The organism is Streptomyces sp. JLBG701 (genome assembly GCF_058544905.1).
This window is the reverse complement of record NZ_CM178588.1, coordinates 8763427-8779753: the sequence shown is the minus strand read 5'-3', so window position 1 is coordinate 8779753 and position 16327 is coordinate 8763427. Positions and strand designations below refer to the sequence as shown.

The window sequence follows — 16327 nt, the reverse complement described above, 5'->3', positions numbered from 1 at the left end:
CACCGGGAGCACCCGCGTCGGTCTGCCGGTTCGGTCAGCCCAGGCCCACCGACTTCAGCCAGGCCTTGGCCACGTCCAGCGGGTCCTTGTTGTCGAGGCCGACCTGGGCGTCCATGTCCAGCAGGGCCGCCGTGGTCAGCTTGGCGGAGACCGCGTTGAGGGCGTCTACACCCTCCTGGGAGAGGCCCGACTTGTAGGCCAGCGGGGTCACGTTCTCCAGGGCGAAGAGGTTCTTCGGGTCCTTGAGGACGACGTAACCCTCCTTGGTGATGGTCGGGTCCGTGGTGAAGATGTCCGCGGCCTGCACGGTGTTCTTGTTCAGCGCCGCCTGGGTCAGCGTGCCGCCCGCGTCGAGGGCCTTGAACTCCTTGAACTCCACGTCGTACACCGACTTCAGGCCGACCAGGCCCTGCTGTCGGGTCTGGAACTCCGGCGAGCCGCCGATGACCATCTCGCCGGCGATGTCCTTGAGGTCGGCGATGCTGTTCTCGGCGGTGAGGTCGTACTTCTTGGCGGTCTCCGCGTTGAGGGTGATGGAGTCCTTGTCCTCCGCGGCCGCCGGCTCCAGGAGCGTCAGCTCGGCGTCGAGCTTGGCGTTGATCGCGGCCGTGGTGGCGGCCAGCGTCGTCGGGGTCGCCTTCGGGTCCAGGTAGGCCAGCAGTGCGCCGTTGTACTCGGGCAGCACGGTGATGGAGCCGTTCTTGAGCAGACCGTAGGTCGTCTCACGGCTGCCGATGTTCGGCTTGTAAGTGACCTTGATCCCCTTCGCCTTCAGTGCTTCACCGTAGACGTCGGCGATCAGAATGCTCTCGGGGAAGTTGTTCGACCCGACGACGACAGTACCGCCACTGGCCTTGTCTCCCGCGAGCGGGTCGTCGGACGCGTCGTCGGAGGAGCCACACCCCGCGACCAGCGCCGCCACAGCGGCGAGCGCGACGACCGCCGCACCAGGGTTCTTCGTGCCTGACCAGCTGTTTCTCGCTGTAGAAGTCACAATTCCCGTTCCGGGCTGAGATGTTGAAGGAGGTACTCCACTGATCCAATCCAGCCGCTTCTCGGTCGGTCAAGAGCGGTCCGATCACCGATTGGCTTCAATACACGACCGGTTGTGAAGAAATCACGGACGACCTGCTTCCGAAACGCAGGCGCTTTGTAATGGATTCTTGACTTGGGGTGACATGATCAGCGCCGGAAAGAAGCGATAGTCTCGCCGGAGTTGGCGTCGGTCACAGTGGCGTGCGCGAGCCACGCGGGTGTTTTCGCACACCAGACTGAGACAGCCCATGTAAGGAGGACCGGTGTCCCCGTTCGGAGTGCGCCTACGACGCTTCGCCGACCGCTGGCCCTTCAGGCGCAAGTTGAACGTCCTCGTGGGCGTACCGCTCGCCGTGGTCGCCGTCCTGCTCACCTACCTCATCGCCGACCAGGTGGACCAGTCGAGCGAGGCCGAGGACGCGGCCCGCCTGGTGCGGGACAGCGTGCAGGTCGCCCAGCTCGTCGACGCGCTGGAGCTGGAGCACCAGCAGGCCGTCCTGCTGTCGGTGCGGTTCGAGTCGGCGACCTTCGGCAACCGCCCCTCGATCACGCCGTACCGCGAGGCGCAGGCCGCCGTGACCGCGCAGGTCGACAAGGTTGTCGACACCTTCGGCGACCGGCTGCCGGACACGGAGGCGCAGGCCCTCCGCGAGGTCAACGGCCTGAGCAGCCTGCGCGACTCGGTCGAGACGAGCTATATGCCGGCCGACAACATCGACCCGGCCTACACCAGCGCCGCCAAGGGTCTGATCGACGGCCTCGACCTCGACCGCAACGTGGCCTTCGCGGCCACCTTCACCGGCAACCTGCTGGACTCCCTGCTGCGCGCCGACGCCGCCCACGCCTCCTTCGAGACGGGTGTCTTCTCGGCGACGACCGGTGACACCAACGCGCTCATCGAGTTCGTCGGCGCGGTCGGCTCCCACGAGCTGTACAACCAACAGGCCGACCGCTTCGCCCGGTTCGCGACCGAGGACCAGGCGAACGAGCTCGGCGGCTTCGAGCACGGCTCCGCGCAGGCCACCATCCTCCAGCAGTACGCGGAACTCCAGATCGACCCCGCCGCGCTCCAGGCCAAGTCGCCGAGCGAGCTGCGCAAGGCGTTCACCGCGGCCCTCGACTCCTACCCGCAGTACCGCGCGCAGTCCCAGGTCCGGCTGAAGATCACCTCCTCCCTGATCGACCAGATCGCCGACCGCGCCGACGCCGCCTCCAGCGACGCCGCGTGGCGCGCCGGTCTGCTGCTGAACCTCACCCTGGTCGGCCTGGCCCTCTGGGTCCTGTTCTCCGTGGCCGTCCGCCGCTCGGTGGTCCGCCCGGTGCAGGCGCTCACCGGCGCCGCGCAGGAGGTCTTCGACATCACCAGCCGTGAGCTGGCGCGCGTCGCCGACGACGACGCCGAGGACGCCTCCCCGCCGCGGCTGCGCGAGGTGCCTGTTCTCGTCCGTGACGAGATCGGTGAACTCGCCGACGCCTTCAACCGGGTGCAGTCCACCGCGGCCGCCATCCTGGCCCGCCAGGTGCTCAGCCGTCGCAACGTCGCCGAGATGTTCGGCAACGTCGGCCGCCGGGTCAGCAACCTCACCGCCCGCCAACTGGCGCTGATCGACGCGGTGGAGCGCGGCGAGACCGACCCGGCACTCCTCGAACGCCTCTACTCCATCGACCACATCGCGGTCCGCCTGCGCCGCAACGCGGACAGCCTGATGCTGCTCGCCGGCATCCGCGAGACGGTCCTGGACTCCGGCCCGACCGCCCTCACCAACGTGGTACGTGCCGCACTCGGCCAGATCGAGGGCTTCCAGCGGGTCCAGCTGTACGCCGAGACCGAGGTCATGGTCGAGCCCGACATCATCGGCGACCTCACACTGATGGTCGCCGAACTCCTGGAGAACGCGGTGGCGTTCTCGCCGGAGGGCAGTCCGGTCGAGGTGACGGTACGGAGATCGCGCGGCGAAGGAGGGGCTGGTGCGCTGATCGAGGTCGCCGACCACGGCCTGGGCATGAGCGCCGAGCGCATCGACGAGGAGAACGCCCGTCTGATCCGCCGTGAGCGGCTCGACCTCGTGCCGACGAAGGTCCTCGGCCTTTTCGTGGTCGGCGCGCTCGCCCGGCGCTGGGAGGTCGGCGTCGAGCTGTCCCGTACGCAGGGCGGCGGTGTGACGGCCCGGGTGACCGTCCCGTCCTCGCTGCTGCTGACGATGAGCCCGGTGAGCGCACCGGCGGTGGTCGAGGAAACCAAGCCGGCCGCCGTCTCCGGGCCGCTGCCGCCGTCCGCCGTCCAGGTGGACGCCGTACCGGCGAAGGACGCCGAGGCCGGCCCGCTGCCCCGCAGGGTTCCGCGCCGGGAGGCCACCACGTCCGACGAGAAGGCCCCGCTCATCCCCAAGGCCCGCACCGAGACACCGCTGCCCGACGAGCCGGCCGGCGAGGCACGCCCGCTGCGCCGCCGGGTGCGGGGCGCGACCCTCCGTACGACCGCCGAGGCGGCCCCGTCCGTACGGCAACCGGCCGCCCCCGCCGACGCCGACGCCGTACGCAGCGCGCTGGAGGAGTTCGAGGCCGCGGTGGAGCGGGCGCACCGCGACAGCGACACCGGCAGTACGCCCATCCCGAAAAACCTGCACGACCCGCACAACGAGCACCACGCGCAGGACCAGAACCACCTCCCGGAAGGAGCGGAGCAGTGAGCACGTCGACAGGGGACACCCCGGCCACGGGAACCTCGCCGGCCGAACTGCAGGCCGCCGCAGCTGACTTCACCTGGCTGTTGAACCGTTTCGCGACCGAGACCGCCGGTGTCGTCGACGCCATCGCCGTGTCCTCGGACGGACTGCTCATCGCCGTCTCGGAACTGCGTGAGCCCGCCGACTCCGAACGCCTCGCCGCGATCGTCTCCGGCATCACGAGCCTGGCCGCCGGAGCCTCCGGCAACTACGGTCTCGGCGGCCTCAACAAGGTCATCATCGACCTGGAGGGCGGCCATGTCCTGGTCTCCGCGATCGGCAGCGGCGCCGTACTCGGCGTGGTCACCGACAAGGAGGCCAAGCTCGGCAACATCGCCTACGAGATGACGCTGTTCGCCAACCGCGCGGGTGCCGCGCTCAATCCCCAGCTCGTGCTCCAGCTGAAGAACAGCGTCGGCGCCGCGTCGAAGGGGTGACCGGCCCCGGCCGGTCCAGAGAGGAAGACGACACCCATGGCGGACGGCAGCACTCCCCGTGGTGCCGGCGAGGACGGTGTCACGCTCCCGGGCCGCGACCCGGTCGTAGGGCCGGCCTCCGCCGTACGGCCGTTCCTGGTCACCGCCGGCCGGGTGGCGGGCGCGAACGCGGCCGCGGCCGGCCGGCCGATGCCCGTCGAGACCCAGGTGGTGGCCACCGCCGCCGGGCTCGCCGCGCTGGACCGGCTCTCTTTCGAACAGCACGACATCGTCGCCGCCTGCCGACAGCCGCAGTCCATCGCGGAGCTCGCGGCCCGGCTGCGGCTGCATCTCAACGTGGTCCGGGTCCTCGCCGAGGACCTGCGCTCCGCCGGGCACCTGACGGTGCACGTGCCGAACACCGACGTCACGCACGACGCTTCCGTCCTGCGCAGGGTCATCGATGGTCTCCGCGCCATCCCGAACTCCCAGGGGGTACTCCGTGACTCCGACTGAACCGGCTACCGGCGGCGCGGCCGCGCAGACCGCCGTACGTCCGCCGCTGCCGGTGAAGATGGTCATCGCGGGCGGATTCGGCGTGGGCAAGACCACCGCCGTGGGTTCGATCTCCGAGATCGAGCCGCTGACCACCGAGGCGGCCATCACCGAGGTCGCGGCGGGCGTGGACGATCTCTCACACACCCCGCGCAAGACGACGACCACGGTCGCGATGGACTTCGGGTGCATCACCATCGACCCGACGCTGAAGCTGTATCTGTTCGGGACGCCCGGACAGGACCGGTTCGGGTTCATGTGGGACGACATCGTGGAGGGCGCGGTCGGCGGGCTCGTCATCGTCGACACCCGCCGCCTGGACGACTGCTACGCGGCCGTCGACTACTTCGAGCACAAGCAGATCCCGTTCGCCGTGGCCCTCAACGCCTTCGACGGCAAGGTGGAGCACACCCTGGACGAGGTCCGCTGGGCGCTCGACGTGGCCGACCGGGTCCCCGTCATCGTGTTCGACGCGCGGGAGCGGGGATCGGTGCGGGACGCGCTGCTGGTCGTACTGGAACTGGCGCTGGCCCGCACCGAGGGGTGACGGCGCAGAAGCGAGCGGGGCCGGTGAAGTCGGGCGCGCAACCGCGCCCTTAAGGGGCGCGGGGAACTGCGCGACCAGCCCCCACCGGCCCGCAGCCAACGAACCGCCTATCCAGCGGAGCGCCTGCGCACCCCGGGGGACACGGAGATCCGGGTCACCGCCCAGAACACGGCGAGCGTGGCCAGGGCCATGACGGCGACCAGGGTGGCGCCGCCCACGACCTTCTCGTAGTCGTGTTGGTAGAGGCCGTCGACGATGTAGCGGCCGAGGCCGCCGAGGCTGACGTACGCGGCGATGGTGGCCGTCGAGACGATCTGGATGGCCGCCGAGCGCAGACCGCTGAGGATGAGCGGCAGCGCCACCGGCATCTCGACCTGGAAGAGGATCTTCGCCTCGTGCATGCCCATGCCCCGGGCGGCGTCCACCGGGGACGGGTCGACGGAGCGCACCGCCTCGTAGGTGGTCACCAGGATGGGCGGGATGGCGAGCACCACCAGGGGGATCATCACGGGCAGCAGGCCGAGCCCGAGCAGCACGAACATCAGCACCAGCAGGCCGAAGCTGGGCAGGGCCCGGGCGGCGGTGGCGGTGAACGCGAGCGCGTTGCCGCCGCGGCCGGTGTGGCCGGTGATCAGACCCACGGGCAGTCCGATCGCGGCGGCGATGACGAGCGCGATCAGGGAGTACTGGATGTGCTCGAACAGGCGGGTGGGGATGCCGTCGTAGCCGTGCCAGTGGGCGCTGTCGCTGAAGAAGGCGTCGATGAAGTTCAGTACGTTCACTGAGCGGTTTCCTTCACGGCGATCGTGCCCGGGTTCTTGCGGGTGCCTCGCGGCATCCAGGGCGTCACCAGCACACGGAGGGCGATCAGCGCGGCGTCGACCAGAATGGCGAGGACGGCCGTTCCCACCACGGAGAGCCACACCAGACGCGGCTGGTGGTACATCTGACCGCTGTTCAGCAGGTTTCCGAGGGCTCCCTCGTTGCCGATCAGCATGCCGATGCTGACGAGGGAGATGCTCGACACCGACGCCACCCGCAGACCGGCGATGATCGCGGGCGCCGCGATCGGCAACTGCACCTGGACGTAGCGTCGTAGGGGCCCGAAGCCCATGGCCGCGGCGGCGTCGAGAGTCTCCCTCGGCACCGAGCGGACGCCGTCCACGATCGCCGGGACGAACACCACGAGGCTGTAGACGGCCAGCGGGATCATCACCGTGAGCTCGCTCAGGCCGGTGTAGTCGATGAGGATGACGAAGAAGGCGAGCGACGGGATGGCGTACAGCACGGTCGTCACCCACAGCACGGGCGGGTACAGCCAGCGGAACCGCACACACAACTGGGCCAGCGGCAGCGCGAGGATCAGACCGGCGAGGACCGGCAGCAGGGCTTCCCTCAAGTGCAGGCCGACGAGCCCCCAGTAGCTGTGCTGGAGGTCGCTGGGCATGTCGAAGAGGCCGTTCATCCGGCGACCTTGGCGTCGTTACGTCCCTCTGCGTGGGCGGCGCGGATGGCCTCGGCGATCGTCGCCTGGGAGACGACGCCGATGACGCGTCCGGTGCCGTCGACGGCGACCGCCCAGCCGGTGGGCGAGAGCACGGCGCAGTCGAGGGCGGCCCGCAGGGAGTCCTTGCCGGGCTCGAACGGCCGCCCGTGCGACAGCAGTTGTACGGGGTCGATCTCGCCGGCGGTCAGGTCCCGCGGCGCGCTCCAGCCGAGCGGCTTGCCGTCCAGGTCGGTGACGAGGAGGTAGGGCACCTCGGCGGTGTCGCGGGCGGCGAGTTGGTCGGCGGTGGAGTCGACGGCGACGACGGGTGTGGTCAGCAGGTCGAGTCCGGCGGAGGGGAAGAAGGAGAGCCGCCGGATGCCACGGTCGGCGCCGAGGAAGTCCTCGACGAACGCGTCCGCGGGGGTGGTCAGGAGCTCGGCGGGCGGCGCGAACTGGGCGAGCCTGCCGCCGGTGCGCAGCACGGCGACCATCGTGCCCAGCTTGATGGCCTCGTCGATGTCATGGGTGACGAAGACGATGGTCTTGCCCAACTCCTCCTGGATCCTGAGGAGTTCGTCCTGGAGCCCCTTGCGGACGACGGGGTCGACGGCCGAGAAGGGTTCGTCCATCAGCAGCACCGGCGGATCGGCGGCGAGCGCCCGGGCCACGCCGACGCGCTGCTGCTGTCCGCCGGACAGCTGGTAGGGGTACCGCTTGGCGAGCGTGGCGTCGAGCCCCACCCGCTCCATCAACTCCCGTGCCCTGCCCCGCGCCTTGTCCTTGCTCCAGCCGAGCATGCGGGGCACGGTGGCGATGTTGTCGACGATCGTGCGGTGCTGGAAGAGTCCGGCGTTCTGAATGACGTAACCCATGGACCGGCGCAGGGTGTTGACCGGCTGCCTCATGATGTCCGCACCGTCGAGCGTGATCGTGCCCTCGCTCGGCTCGACCATCCGGTTGATCATCCGCAGGGTCGTCGTCTTGCCGCAGCCCGACGGTCCGACGAGGACGGTGATCGAGCGGTCCGGTATCTCCAGCGACAGCCGGTCGACCGCCACCGTGCCGTCCGGATACCGCTTGGTGACTGAATCTATCCGTATCAAAACGCCGAATACCCTTCGGGTTTGGCAGAAGCTGTCCGCTTTTCGGCCAGGCTTGCTCGGGCCGTCGCGGGGAGAGTCTAGACGGGGTGCGTTGCGTGCCACTCAACGGCCGTTGCGCGGCGGATTCTTGGGGTCCACCCCCATTTCGCTGTGCGCAACCTGTGGGTTCCCTGATTCTCATCCGCCCCTAAGTGAAGCCTCAGCGTCGCCCCAGAAGCCGCCCCGATCGTCGCTGCCATGAACGAAACGAACGCGGGAGGCGTCCGACAGCGGTCGGTCGAGGTCGTGGTGCCGGTCTACAACGAGGCGCACGTTCTCGCCGACAGCATCGGTCGTCTCCACGCCCACCTCGAAACGTCCTTCCCGTTCCCGTTCCGGATCACGATCGCCGACAACGCGAGCACGGACGCCACCTGGCGGACCGCGCTCGACGTGGCCGACCGGCTCCCCCACGTCCATGTCGTCCATCTGGACGCCAAGGGCCGGGGCCGTGCGCTGAAGCACGTGTGGAGCGCGTCGACGGCGGACGTGGTCGCGTACATGGATGTCGATCTGTCCACCGGGCTCGACGGCTTCCTGCCGCTCGTCGCGCCCCTTCTCTCCGGTCACAGCGACGTGGCCATCGGCAGCCGGCTGCACCGCCAGTCGGCGGTGGTGCGCGGCCCGAAGCGGGAGTTCATCTCCCGCGCCTACAACCTGCTGCTCAAGCTGGGACTCGCCGCCCGCTTCTCGGACGCCCAGTGCGGCTTCAAGGCCGTACGCACCGATGTGTTCCGGGCCCTCGCCCCGCACATCGAGGACAACGCCTGGTTCTTCGACACCGAACTGCTGGTGCTGGCCCAGCGCAACGGCCTGCGCACCTACGAGGTCCCGGTCACCTGGGTCGACGACCCCGACAGCCGGGTCGACATCGTCCGTACGGCACTCGACGACCTCAAGGGCATGGGCCGCATGCTGCGGGCCACCCTCTCCGGCCGCGCCCGGATCGCCGGCGTCCCCCGCCGCAGCCGCACCCCTCAGGTGCCGGCCACTCGTAAGACCGCCGAGGTCACGCCCGCAGGGGCAGCGGCCGACGCGAACACCTCTTCCCGCTCGGAGCACTTGGAGTACGCGTCATGACGACCCTCGCCCCGCCGCCCGCGCCCGTCCAGGACACCGGGCCCCGGCACCGCTCGGCCCCGCCGGCCGGAGGCGGCCTCGCCGCTCGCGCCCGGCGGCTGTTCACCGGCGCCCCCGAGGACCCGCGCTGGACCCGCCCCGCCCTGTGGGCGATCCTCCTGCTGGCGACGGTCCTGTACGCCTGGAACCTCTCCTCCATCACCGGCAACACCTTCTACAACGCGGCCGTCTACAGCGGCACCAAGAGCTGGAAGGCGTTCTTCTTCGGCGCGCTGGACTCCGGCAGCTTCATCACCGTCGACAAGCCGCCGTTCGCCCTGTGGGTGATGGGCCTGTCCGCCCGGGTCTTCGGCTACGGCACCTGGCAGTTGATGCTGCCGATGGTCGCCCTGGGCGTCGGCTCCGTGGCGCTGCTGTTCCGCATGATCAAGCGGGACTTCGGGCCGGTCGCGGGCACCATCGCCGCGCTCGTGCTGACCCTCACACCGATCACCGTCGCCATCACCCGCGACACCAACCCGGACCCGGTCCTGGTCTTCCTGATGCTGCTCGGCGCGGCGGCCCTCCTGAAGGCCGTCCGCACCGGCCGCCTCATGCCACTGGTGTGGTCGGCGGTCGCGATCGGCTTCGCGTTCAACACCAAGATGATGCAGGCATACGTCGTCCTGCCGGCCTTCTTCCTCGTCTACCTCTGGGCCGCCCCCGGGGGCCTGGGCCGGCGCATCCGCAACCTCGCCGTCGGCACGGTCGCCCTCGTCGCCAGCAGCGCCTGGTGGATGGTGATCGTCGACCTGATCCCCGCCTCCTCCCGGCCCTACATCGGCGGCTCGACGGACAACACGGTGTGGGATCTGGTCATCGGCTACAACGGCTTCGGCCGGATCTTCGGGGCGAGTTCGTCGGTGGGCTCGCAGGGCAACGGGGCCAGCTTCGGCGGTGACTCGGGCCTCTACCGGATGTTCAACGAGATCATGGGCGGCCAGATCTCCTGGCTGATCCCCTTCGCCCTCATCGCGCTGATCGGCGGGCTCGTACTGCGCGGACGGGCTCCGCGTACGGACGCCAAGCGGGCGGCGCTGATGCTGTGGGGCGGCTGGTTCGTGCTGCACTACCTGACGTTCGCCCTCGCGGAGGGCACCTTCCACCCGTACTACGTCACCGCCATGGCCCCCGGTATCGCGGCCCTGGCCGGTGCGGGCGGGGTCATGCTCTACCGGGCGTTCGTCGAGGGCTCCCTGGCCAAGTGGGGCTGGGTTCTTCCAGTGGCCGTCGCGGCCAGCGCGGCCTGGGCCGTCGTCCTGCTCCAGCGGGTGTCCGGCTCCGGAACCCTGTACACCGTCGCCGAGATCGTGGTCGGTGTCGGCGGTGCGGTCGCGGTGATCGGGCTGCTGGTCGGGCGGTTCACCAAGCGGCACCGGCTGATGGGGATCGCGGCGCTGGCAGCGGTCGTGGCCCTGCTCGCCGGACCCGCCGCGTACTCGGTGTCGGCGGCGACCTCCTCCACCAACGGCACCAACCCGACGGCCGGTCCGAGCACCGGTGGCGGCATGGGCGGCGGCGGTGGCATGGGCGGCGGTCAGCGGCCCAGCGGGACGAGCGGCGGCCCCGGTACGTCCAGCAGCAGCGGCAGCCAGAGCGGCACCGGTGACGGCCAGGAGATGGGGACGCCCCCGTCGGGCAACACGTCCTCGTCCGGCAGCAGTTCCTCGTCGGACAGCGCCTCCTCGACCGACAGCAGCACTCAGGCCGGCGGTGGCGGCATGGGCGGCGGCTCCTCGGTCTCGTCCGAGGAGATCGCGTACCTGAAGAAGAACCAGGACGGCGCGACCTGGCTGGTGGCCGTGGCCAACGACCAGACCGCGTCCACGATCATCCTGGAGTCCGGCCAGCCGGTGATCTCCATGGGCGGCTGGTCCGGCAGCGACAACGCCATGACCCTCGCCAAGCTCAAGAGCCTGGTGAAGTCCGGCAAGCTGCACTACATCGTGATCAGCGACAGCGGCCAGGGCAGCTCCAACTCGGAGATCTCCACCTGGGTCAAGAAGAACGGCACGGCCGTGAGCGACTACAGCGGCCTGTACCGCCTGGACGCGTCCGACGTCAGCTGACGCCGGCCCCTCCAGCCCGACGCCCCCGCATCATCCGATGCGGGGGCGTCAGTCGTATCTCTCGTCAGGCGTATCTCTCGTCAGCCGGTGGAACCGGCCGTAGTCACGCCGCCCGCGCCTCCGCGGGCGCCGCGGGAAAGCCCTTCGTACGGAGCACCTGCCGCTCCGCGTCCACGGCGAACACCTCGCAGCCCTCCCGGGCGGCGGCCCACTCGACGCCCTCCGCGCCCATGGCGAAGGCCGCGGTGGCCGTCGTATCGGCGATCGTCAGGGAGGACGCCACGACGGACAGGGAGAGCAGGCCGGTGGCCGGGCGGCCGGTGCGGGCGTCGATGATGTGGTCGCCGCGCTCGTAGCGGGCGGACGTGGCGACCGCCCCGTCCGTCAACTCCAGGACCGTGCACAGCTTGTCGGCGTGTTCGGGGTGCCGTATGCCCACGCGCCAGGGGCCGCCGGCGGTGATGACGTCACCGCCGGCGTTGAGGACGAAGCGCGTCGCACCGGCCACCGTCAGCAGTTCGGCGGCCCGCTGGACCGACCAGCCCTTGACCACCGCGCAGGGGTCGAGGCCCCGGCCCGGCAGCCGTACGTCGAACGCGCCGCCGGTGGCGACCCGGTACTCCTCGCACAGGCCGAGCACCTCCCGCAGGTCGTCGCTGACGTCCTGGGCCGACAGCTCGCCCCGGTCCAGGCGGCACACCTCGCTGTCGGGCTTGAACGGGCTGAACCGGGCGTCGACGTCGTTCAGCCACGCGAAGACCGCGTCCGCGGTCTCCTGGCCGATGTGCTCGTCGTCGACCCGCAGCGAGACCGGGAACCCCATGACGTGTTCGACTCGGTGCATCGGAGGATCAGCCCTTCGCGTCGATCGCGGCCTGGAGGGACTCCTTGTAGCCGTCACTCGTGATCGTCGCACCGGACACCGTGTCGATGTCCGCGCTCTGCGCCTCCAGCGTCTCCGAGATCAGCACCGGCACAGCGGCCGTCGTCTGCGGGTGGTTGGGCTGCTGGAGCATCGTGACGGCGGAGATCTTGTCGCCCTCGAAGGTCACCTGGACCTGGACGACGCCCTTCTCGGTGTTCACCGCCGAGCCGTCGACCGTCTGCTTCTCGGAGGCGGCGGACGCAGAGGCCGAAGCCGAAGCAGAGGCCGAGGGGGAGGCGGAGGTCGACGACGCCGACTCCGCGTTCGAGTCGATCGCGGCCTGGAGGGACTCCTTGTAGCCGTCGCTGGTGATCGTCGCGCCGGAGACGGTGTCGATGTCCGCGCTCTGCGCCTCCAGCGTCTCCGAGATCAGCACCGGCACGGCGGCCTCGGTCTGCGGATGGTCCGGCTGCTTCAGCATCCGGACCGAGCTGATCTTCTGGCCCGCGAACGTCACCTCGACCTGGACGTCACCCTTCTCGGTGGTCACGGTGGAACCCGCGACGACCGTGCCCGAGGAGTCGGACGACGAGGAGGACGACGCAGACGGTGTCGAGGCGGGCGCCGCTGTCGACGTGCCCAGGGACGGCTCGTACATCCAGACGGGGACCAGGCCCGCGATGCTCAGGACCAGTACAGGTATGGCTCGCTTCACGACGTCCCTCTCATCCAGCCAGGCTGAAGCGTTCGAAATGGGTCTGCGACTTGGGCACACCCAGTTCGCGCAGGCTGCGGAGGACCGCGTTCATCATCGGGGGCGGTCCGCACAGGAAGACGTCGCGGTCGGCGATGTCCGGGACCAGTTTGACGAGCTCGCCGGGGGCCAGCTTGTCGGGGGCGACCGGGCCGGTCACCAGGTGGAGTTCGGCGCCCTTGACGTGGGCGAGTTCGCGCAGCTCGTCGTAGAGGACGGCGTCGCGGTCGGTGGCCACGCGGTAGATGACGACGGCGTGGCCGTGCAGCTCCTCAAGGAGCGCGCGGATCGGGGTGACGCCCACGCCGCCGGCGATCAGGACGGCCTCCGGCCGGGTGCGGTGCAGCGCGGTGAAGGCGCCGTAGGGGCCCTCGGCGAAGACGCGGGTGCCGACCGGGAGGTGCCGCAGGGCGGCGGTGCCGTCGCCGGCGACCTTCGCGGTGAGACGCAGCCGGTTGCCGTCGGGGGCCGCCGACAGGGAGAACGGGTTGGCCTGCCACCAGCGGTCCTTGGTGAGGAACCGCCACAGGAAGAACTGGCCGGCCCGGGCGGGCAGCTTGTCCAGGTCGCGGCCGGTGATGTAGATCGAGACGACGTTGTCGGACTCGGGGACGACGGCCTCCACGCGCAGTTGGTGGCGCAGGTTCCGCCACAGCGGCAGGACCAGCCGGCCCACGGCCACCGCGCCGAGCGCGACGCCCCACAGGACGTACCAGTACGTCGTGGCGGCGGACGAGGCGGTGAAGGTCGTACCGACCGCGACCTGGTGGGTGAACGCCAGGACCACCGCGACGTAGGTGTACAGGTGGATGAAGTGCCAGGTCTCGTACGCCAGCCGGCGGCGGGCGAAGCGGGCGGAGGCGGCGCCGATGACCATGATCAGGGCCAGCGCGACGATCGCGCGCAGCACGCCCTCGGTGGTCTCGGCCAGCTCCACGACCTCGTCGACGGGGCCCATGTCGGTGCCCTCGGCGTAGCCGAAGGTGATGAAGACGGCGTGCCCGAGCAGCGTCCAGAGCAGGCCGAAGCCGGTCCAGCGGTGCCAGGAGGTCAGGCGGTCCATGCCGATGCGGCGGTCGAGCCACGGCAGGCGGGCGACCAGCAGCAGTTGGAAGGCCATGATGAGCGCGGCGTAGAGGCCGAGGAGGCGGCCGGTCACGATGAGGGCGTTCGAGGCGAAGCCGGCCTGCACGAAGAAGACGGTCACGACGGCCACGTTCGCGGCCAGCACGGCGTACAGGCCGGTGCGGGCCACGGCTTTCGGACGTATCGCCGTGGGGGGCGCAGGAGGCGATTGGACGGTCGTCACGGGACGGCAACTCCTAGATCGGGTCCTGGGACTCCGAGCTTCGCTGGCCGGAGCTGTCGTTTTCCTGTCGTACATCTTTCAAGTGGTTATCGATTCGGTCGCCCGGGGCACACGACTCTGGCTTTCCGAACCCTGTGAAGCAGTATGAGCGGGTGGAAAAAGTACGCCTGCTGGTCGTGGACGACGACCCGCCCATCGCCGACCTGGTGGCCACGGTCGCCCGTTACGAGGGCTGGGACGCGGTCACCGCGAACTCGGGCGAGGAGGCGCTGCGCCGGGCCGCCGAGTTCCATCCGGACATCGTGGTGCTCGACCTTATGCTCCCTGACCTGGACGGTTTCGGTGTCCTTGACCGGCTGCGGGCCTCGGGGACGATGGTCCCGGTGGTCTTCCTCACGGCCCGGGACGGCGTCGCCGACCGGGTCGCGGGCCTGACCCGGGGCGGCGACGACTACCTGGTCAAGCCGTTCGCGGTGGAGGAGCTGATGGCCCGGCTGCGGACGGTGCTGCGGCGCAGCGCGGGTCCCGGTTTCCAGCGGTCGGTGCTGCGGGTCGCTGACCTGACGATGGACGAGGACACCCGCGAGGTGCGCCGCGCCGACCGCCTGCTCACCCTCACCCCCACCGAGTACGAGGTGCTGCGCTACCTCATGCGCAAGTCACCGACCGTCCTCACCAAGGCGCAGATCCTCGACCACGTGTGGGAGTACGGCTTCGGCGGCCGCTCGAACGTCGTGGAACTGGTGGTCAGCCGCCTGCGCCGCAAGCTGGACGACAGTGGCGAGCCGCTGATCCACACCGTCCGGGGCTTCGGCTACGTCGTCCGGCAGGCCGCCGAGTGATCCGCCGGGCCGTGCGGACGTACCGCCGACTGCGCCTGGGCACCCGGCTGGCCCTCGGGGTGGGCGTGCTGTCGCTGGTGGTGTTCGCGGTCGTCGGCACGGCGCTGACGACGTACATGCGGGACTACCTGGAGCGCCAGCTCGGCGACCAGATGAAGCTCGTCCAGGTCGTGCAGTCCAAGGACGCCGAGGTGCACGGCACGGTCGAGCGCCAGCCGTACTACGGCTGGTACACGGCGGTCTACGACGTGTCGGACGGCTCGGCCGAGCTGCGCAGGCCGGCCGACGTGCCGGCGGACACCGCCGCGCTGACCGCCCTCGCCAGGACGATGGCGCACTCGGACACCGAAGTGATGCGCACCGTGCACATCGACGGTGAGGGCACCTACCGGCTGCGGGCCTGCGAGGTCGAACCCGGTGTGGTGCTGGTCAGTGCGGCGCCGACCGAGGACATCGACGACACGATGCGGCAGCTGATCACCGTGCAGGTGGTGGCGTTCGCCCTGGCGCTGATCGCGCTGGTGGTGTTCGGGCGCAAACTCCTGCGGCGCGGTCTCAAGCCGCTCAGCGACATGGCACACACGGCGCACGGCATCTCCTCGCACAACCTGAGCGAGTCGGCGGCCCGGCTGCCGCTGCGCGCCGACGGCCGCAGCGGCGGTCCGGAGATCGAGGAACTGCGCACCGCCTTCAACGCCATGCTGGAGCACATCGACGACTCCCTCGCCGTCCGCACCGAGGCCGAGCAGCGCCTGCGCCGCTTCGTCGCGGACGCCTCGCACGAGCTGCGCACGCCTTTGATGTCGGTACGGGGCTATGCGGACCTCTTCCAGTACGCGGCCGCGAACGCCCCCGAGGAACGCGACAAGCACCTGGCGCGGCTGCGCGCGGAGGCGGCCCGCATGGGCGTCCTCCTGGACGACCTCCTCCTGCTGGCCCGCCTGGACGCGGCGGAGGTCGAGACCCCGCTGCGCCCGGAGGACACGGACCTGGTCGACCTGGTCCACCAGGCGGCCGACGCCTTCCGCGCGGGCCACCCGGACCACCCCCTGACGGTGACGGCCGGCCCGGCCCCGGTACGGCTGCGCCTGGACCCCCTCCGCATCCGCCAGGTCCTGGACAACCTGCTGACCAACGCGGCCATGCACACCCCGGCCGGAACGACGGTCTCCGTGACCCTCTCGGTCTCCACCGACGCAGTGACGGTTCGCATCGCCGACACGGGCCCCGGCATACCGCCCGCCGACCAGGCCAAGGTCTTCGACCGCTTCTACCGAGTCGACAAGGCCCGCACCCGCGACCGCGGCGGCAGCGGCCTGGGCCTGGCCGTAGCCCGCTCCCTGATCCGGGCCCACGGCGGCACGATCGGCCTGACGAGCGAGCCGGGGGCGACGGTGGTCACCCTCGCGATCCCGGTGGCCGCCAGGGGCTGATGCCGGGCGGATCTTACGGACCGGTG

Annotated in this window: 15 protein-coding genes; 8 read left to right on the top strand and 7 right to left on the bottom strand. The window is 70.3% G+C overall.

What is annotated here, in order from left to right; translation table 11 throughout:
• Nucleotides 1-34: 34 nt before the first annotated feature.
• Entirely contained in the window at nt 35-994 is a 960-nt protein-coding gene (locus tag AC5DRG_RS40375) for an ABC transporter substrate-binding protein (protein WP_491804813.1), read from the bottom strand.
• 304 nt (nt 995-1298) lie between these two features.
• Between AC5DRG_RS40375 and AC5DRG_RS40370 the strand changes: the two genes are divergently transcribed.
• Genes AC5DRG_RS40370 through AC5DRG_RS40355 form a run of 4 tightly spaced genes read left to right on the top strand, consistent with a single transcriptional unit; the run spans nt 1299 to nt 5279 of the window.
• Nucleotides 1299-3725, top strand: coding sequence for a sensor histidine kinase (locus AC5DRG_RS40370; RefSeq protein WP_491804812.1), 2427 nt, complete (start codon nt 1299-1301; stop codon nt 3723-3725).
• On the top strand, nt 3722-4198 hold the full coding sequence (locus AC5DRG_RS40365) for a roadblock/LC7 domain-containing protein (RefSeq protein WP_491804811.1): 477 nt from the start codon (nt 3722-3724) through the stop codon (nt 4196-4198). Before AC5DRG_RS40370 ends, AC5DRG_RS40365 begins: the two co-directional genes overlap by 4 nt.
• Nucleotides 4199-4234: 36 nt before the next feature.
• The gene (locus AC5DRG_RS40360; protein ID WP_491804810.1) at nt 4235-4693 is read left to right on the top strand and encodes a DUF742 domain-containing protein; all 459 of its coding nucleotides are present in this window, start codon (nt 4235-4237) and stop codon (nt 4691-4693) included.
• Nucleotides 4680-5279, top strand: a complete 600-nt coding sequence (locus AC5DRG_RS40355; protein WP_491804809.1) for a GTP-binding protein — start codon at nt 4680-4682, stop codon at nt 5277-5279. The genes AC5DRG_RS40360 and AC5DRG_RS40355 overlap by 14 nt, the downstream gene beginning before the upstream one ends.
• Before the next feature lie 107 nt (nt 5280-5386).
• On the opposite strand, the gene AC5DRG_RS40350 is transcribed toward AC5DRG_RS40355, so the two are convergent.
• From AC5DRG_RS40350 to AC5DRG_RS40340, 3 genes are read right to left on the bottom strand one after another with little or no spacing between them, the layout of a single operon-like run.
• Entirely contained in the window at nt 5387-6061 is a 675-nt protein-coding gene (locus AC5DRG_RS40350; RefSeq protein WP_491804808.1) for an ABC transporter permease, read from the bottom strand.
• Complete coding sequence (locus AC5DRG_RS40345; protein ID WP_491804807.1) at nt 6058-6744, bottom strand: ABC transporter permease; 687 nt, start codon at nt 6742-6744, stop codon at nt 6058-6060. Before AC5DRG_RS40345 ends, AC5DRG_RS40350 begins: the two co-directional genes overlap by 4 nt.
• Entirely contained in the window at nt 6741-7871 is a 1131-nt protein-coding gene (locus AC5DRG_RS40340) for an ABC transporter ATP-binding protein (protein WP_491804806.1), read from the bottom strand. The genes AC5DRG_RS40345 and AC5DRG_RS40340 overlap by 4 nt, the downstream gene beginning before the upstream one ends.
• A 237-nt stretch (nt 7872-8108) precedes the next feature.
• Here AC5DRG_RS40340 and AC5DRG_RS40335 point away from each other — a divergent pair, with 237 nt between their 5' ends.
• Together AC5DRG_RS40335 and AC5DRG_RS40330 are read left to right on the top strand one after the other, a co-directional pair.
• Nucleotides 8109-8990, top strand: coding sequence for a dolichyl-phosphate beta-glucosyltransferase (locus AC5DRG_RS40335; protein ID WP_491804805.1), 882 nt, complete (start codon nt 8109-8111; stop codon nt 8988-8990).
• Nucleotides 8987-11098: an ArnT family glycosyltransferase gene (locus tag AC5DRG_RS40330; RefSeq protein ID WP_491804804.1), complete on the top strand. Its 2112-nt coding sequence runs from the start codon at nt 8987-8989 to the stop codon at nt 11096-11098. Before AC5DRG_RS40335 ends, AC5DRG_RS40330 begins: the two co-directional genes overlap by 4 nt.
• A gap of 103 nt (nt 11099-11201) precedes the next feature.
• On the opposite strand, the gene AC5DRG_RS40325 is transcribed toward AC5DRG_RS40330, so the two are convergent.
• The 3 genes from AC5DRG_RS40325 to AC5DRG_RS40315 are packed head-to-tail and all read right to left on the bottom strand — an operon-like array spanning nt 11202 to nt 14026.
• A complete protein-coding gene (locus AC5DRG_RS40325; protein ID WP_491804803.1) occupies nt 11202-11942 on the bottom strand; it encodes an FAD:protein FMN transferase in 741 nt (246 codons plus the stop codon).
• Nucleotides 11943-11949: 7 nt separating this feature from the next.
• Nucleotides 11950-12678 carry an FMN-binding protein gene (locus AC5DRG_RS40320; RefSeq protein ID WP_491804802.1) on the bottom strand — a complete coding sequence of 243 codons (729 nt, stop codon included), beginning with the start codon at nt 12676-12678 and terminating at the stop codon, nt 11950-11952.
• Between the two features lie 10 nt (nt 12679-12688).
• The gene (locus AC5DRG_RS40315; RefSeq protein ID WP_491804801.1) at nt 12689-14026 is read right to left on the bottom strand and encodes a ferredoxin reductase family protein; all 1338 of its coding nucleotides are present in this window, start codon (nt 14024-14026) and stop codon (nt 12689-12691) included.
• Between the two features lie 152 nt (nt 14027-14178).
• Between AC5DRG_RS40315 and AC5DRG_RS40310 the strand changes: the two genes are divergently transcribed.
• Nucleotides 14179-14868: a response regulator transcription factor gene (locus AC5DRG_RS40310; protein ID WP_491804800.1), complete on the top strand. Its 690-nt coding sequence runs from the start codon at nt 14179-14181 to the stop codon at nt 14866-14868.
• On the top strand, nt 14865-16301 hold the full coding sequence (locus tag AC5DRG_RS40305) for a sensor histidine kinase (RefSeq protein ID WP_491804799.1): 1437 nt from the start codon (nt 14865-14867) through the stop codon (nt 16299-16301). Before AC5DRG_RS40310 ends, AC5DRG_RS40305 begins: the two co-directional genes overlap by 4 nt.
• The last annotated feature ends 26 nt before the right edge of the window (nt 16302-16327 follow it).

Bases quoted from the DNA above. Each gene is read 5' to 3' on its own strand.
- AC5DRG_RS40360 (WP_491804810.1), top strand. From the start codon at position 4,235: ATGGCGGACGGCAGCACTCCCCGTGGTGCCGGCGAGGACGGTGTCACG.
- AC5DRG_RS40345 (WP_491804807.1), bottom strand. From the start codon at position 6,744: ATGAACGGCCTCTTCGACATGCCCAGCGACCTCCAGCACAGCTACTGG.
- AC5DRG_RS40335 (WP_491804805.1), top strand. From the start codon at position 8,109: ATGAACGAAACGAACGCGGGAGGCGTCCGACAGCGGTCGGTCGAGGTC.
- AC5DRG_RS40330 (WP_491804804.1), top strand. From the start codon at position 8,987: ATGACGACCCTCGCCCCGCCGCCCGCGCCCGTCCAGGACACCGGGCCC.
- AC5DRG_RS40325 (WP_491804803.1), bottom strand. From the start codon at position 11,942: ATGCACCGAGTCGAACACGTCATGGGGTTCCCGGTCTCGCTGCGGGTC.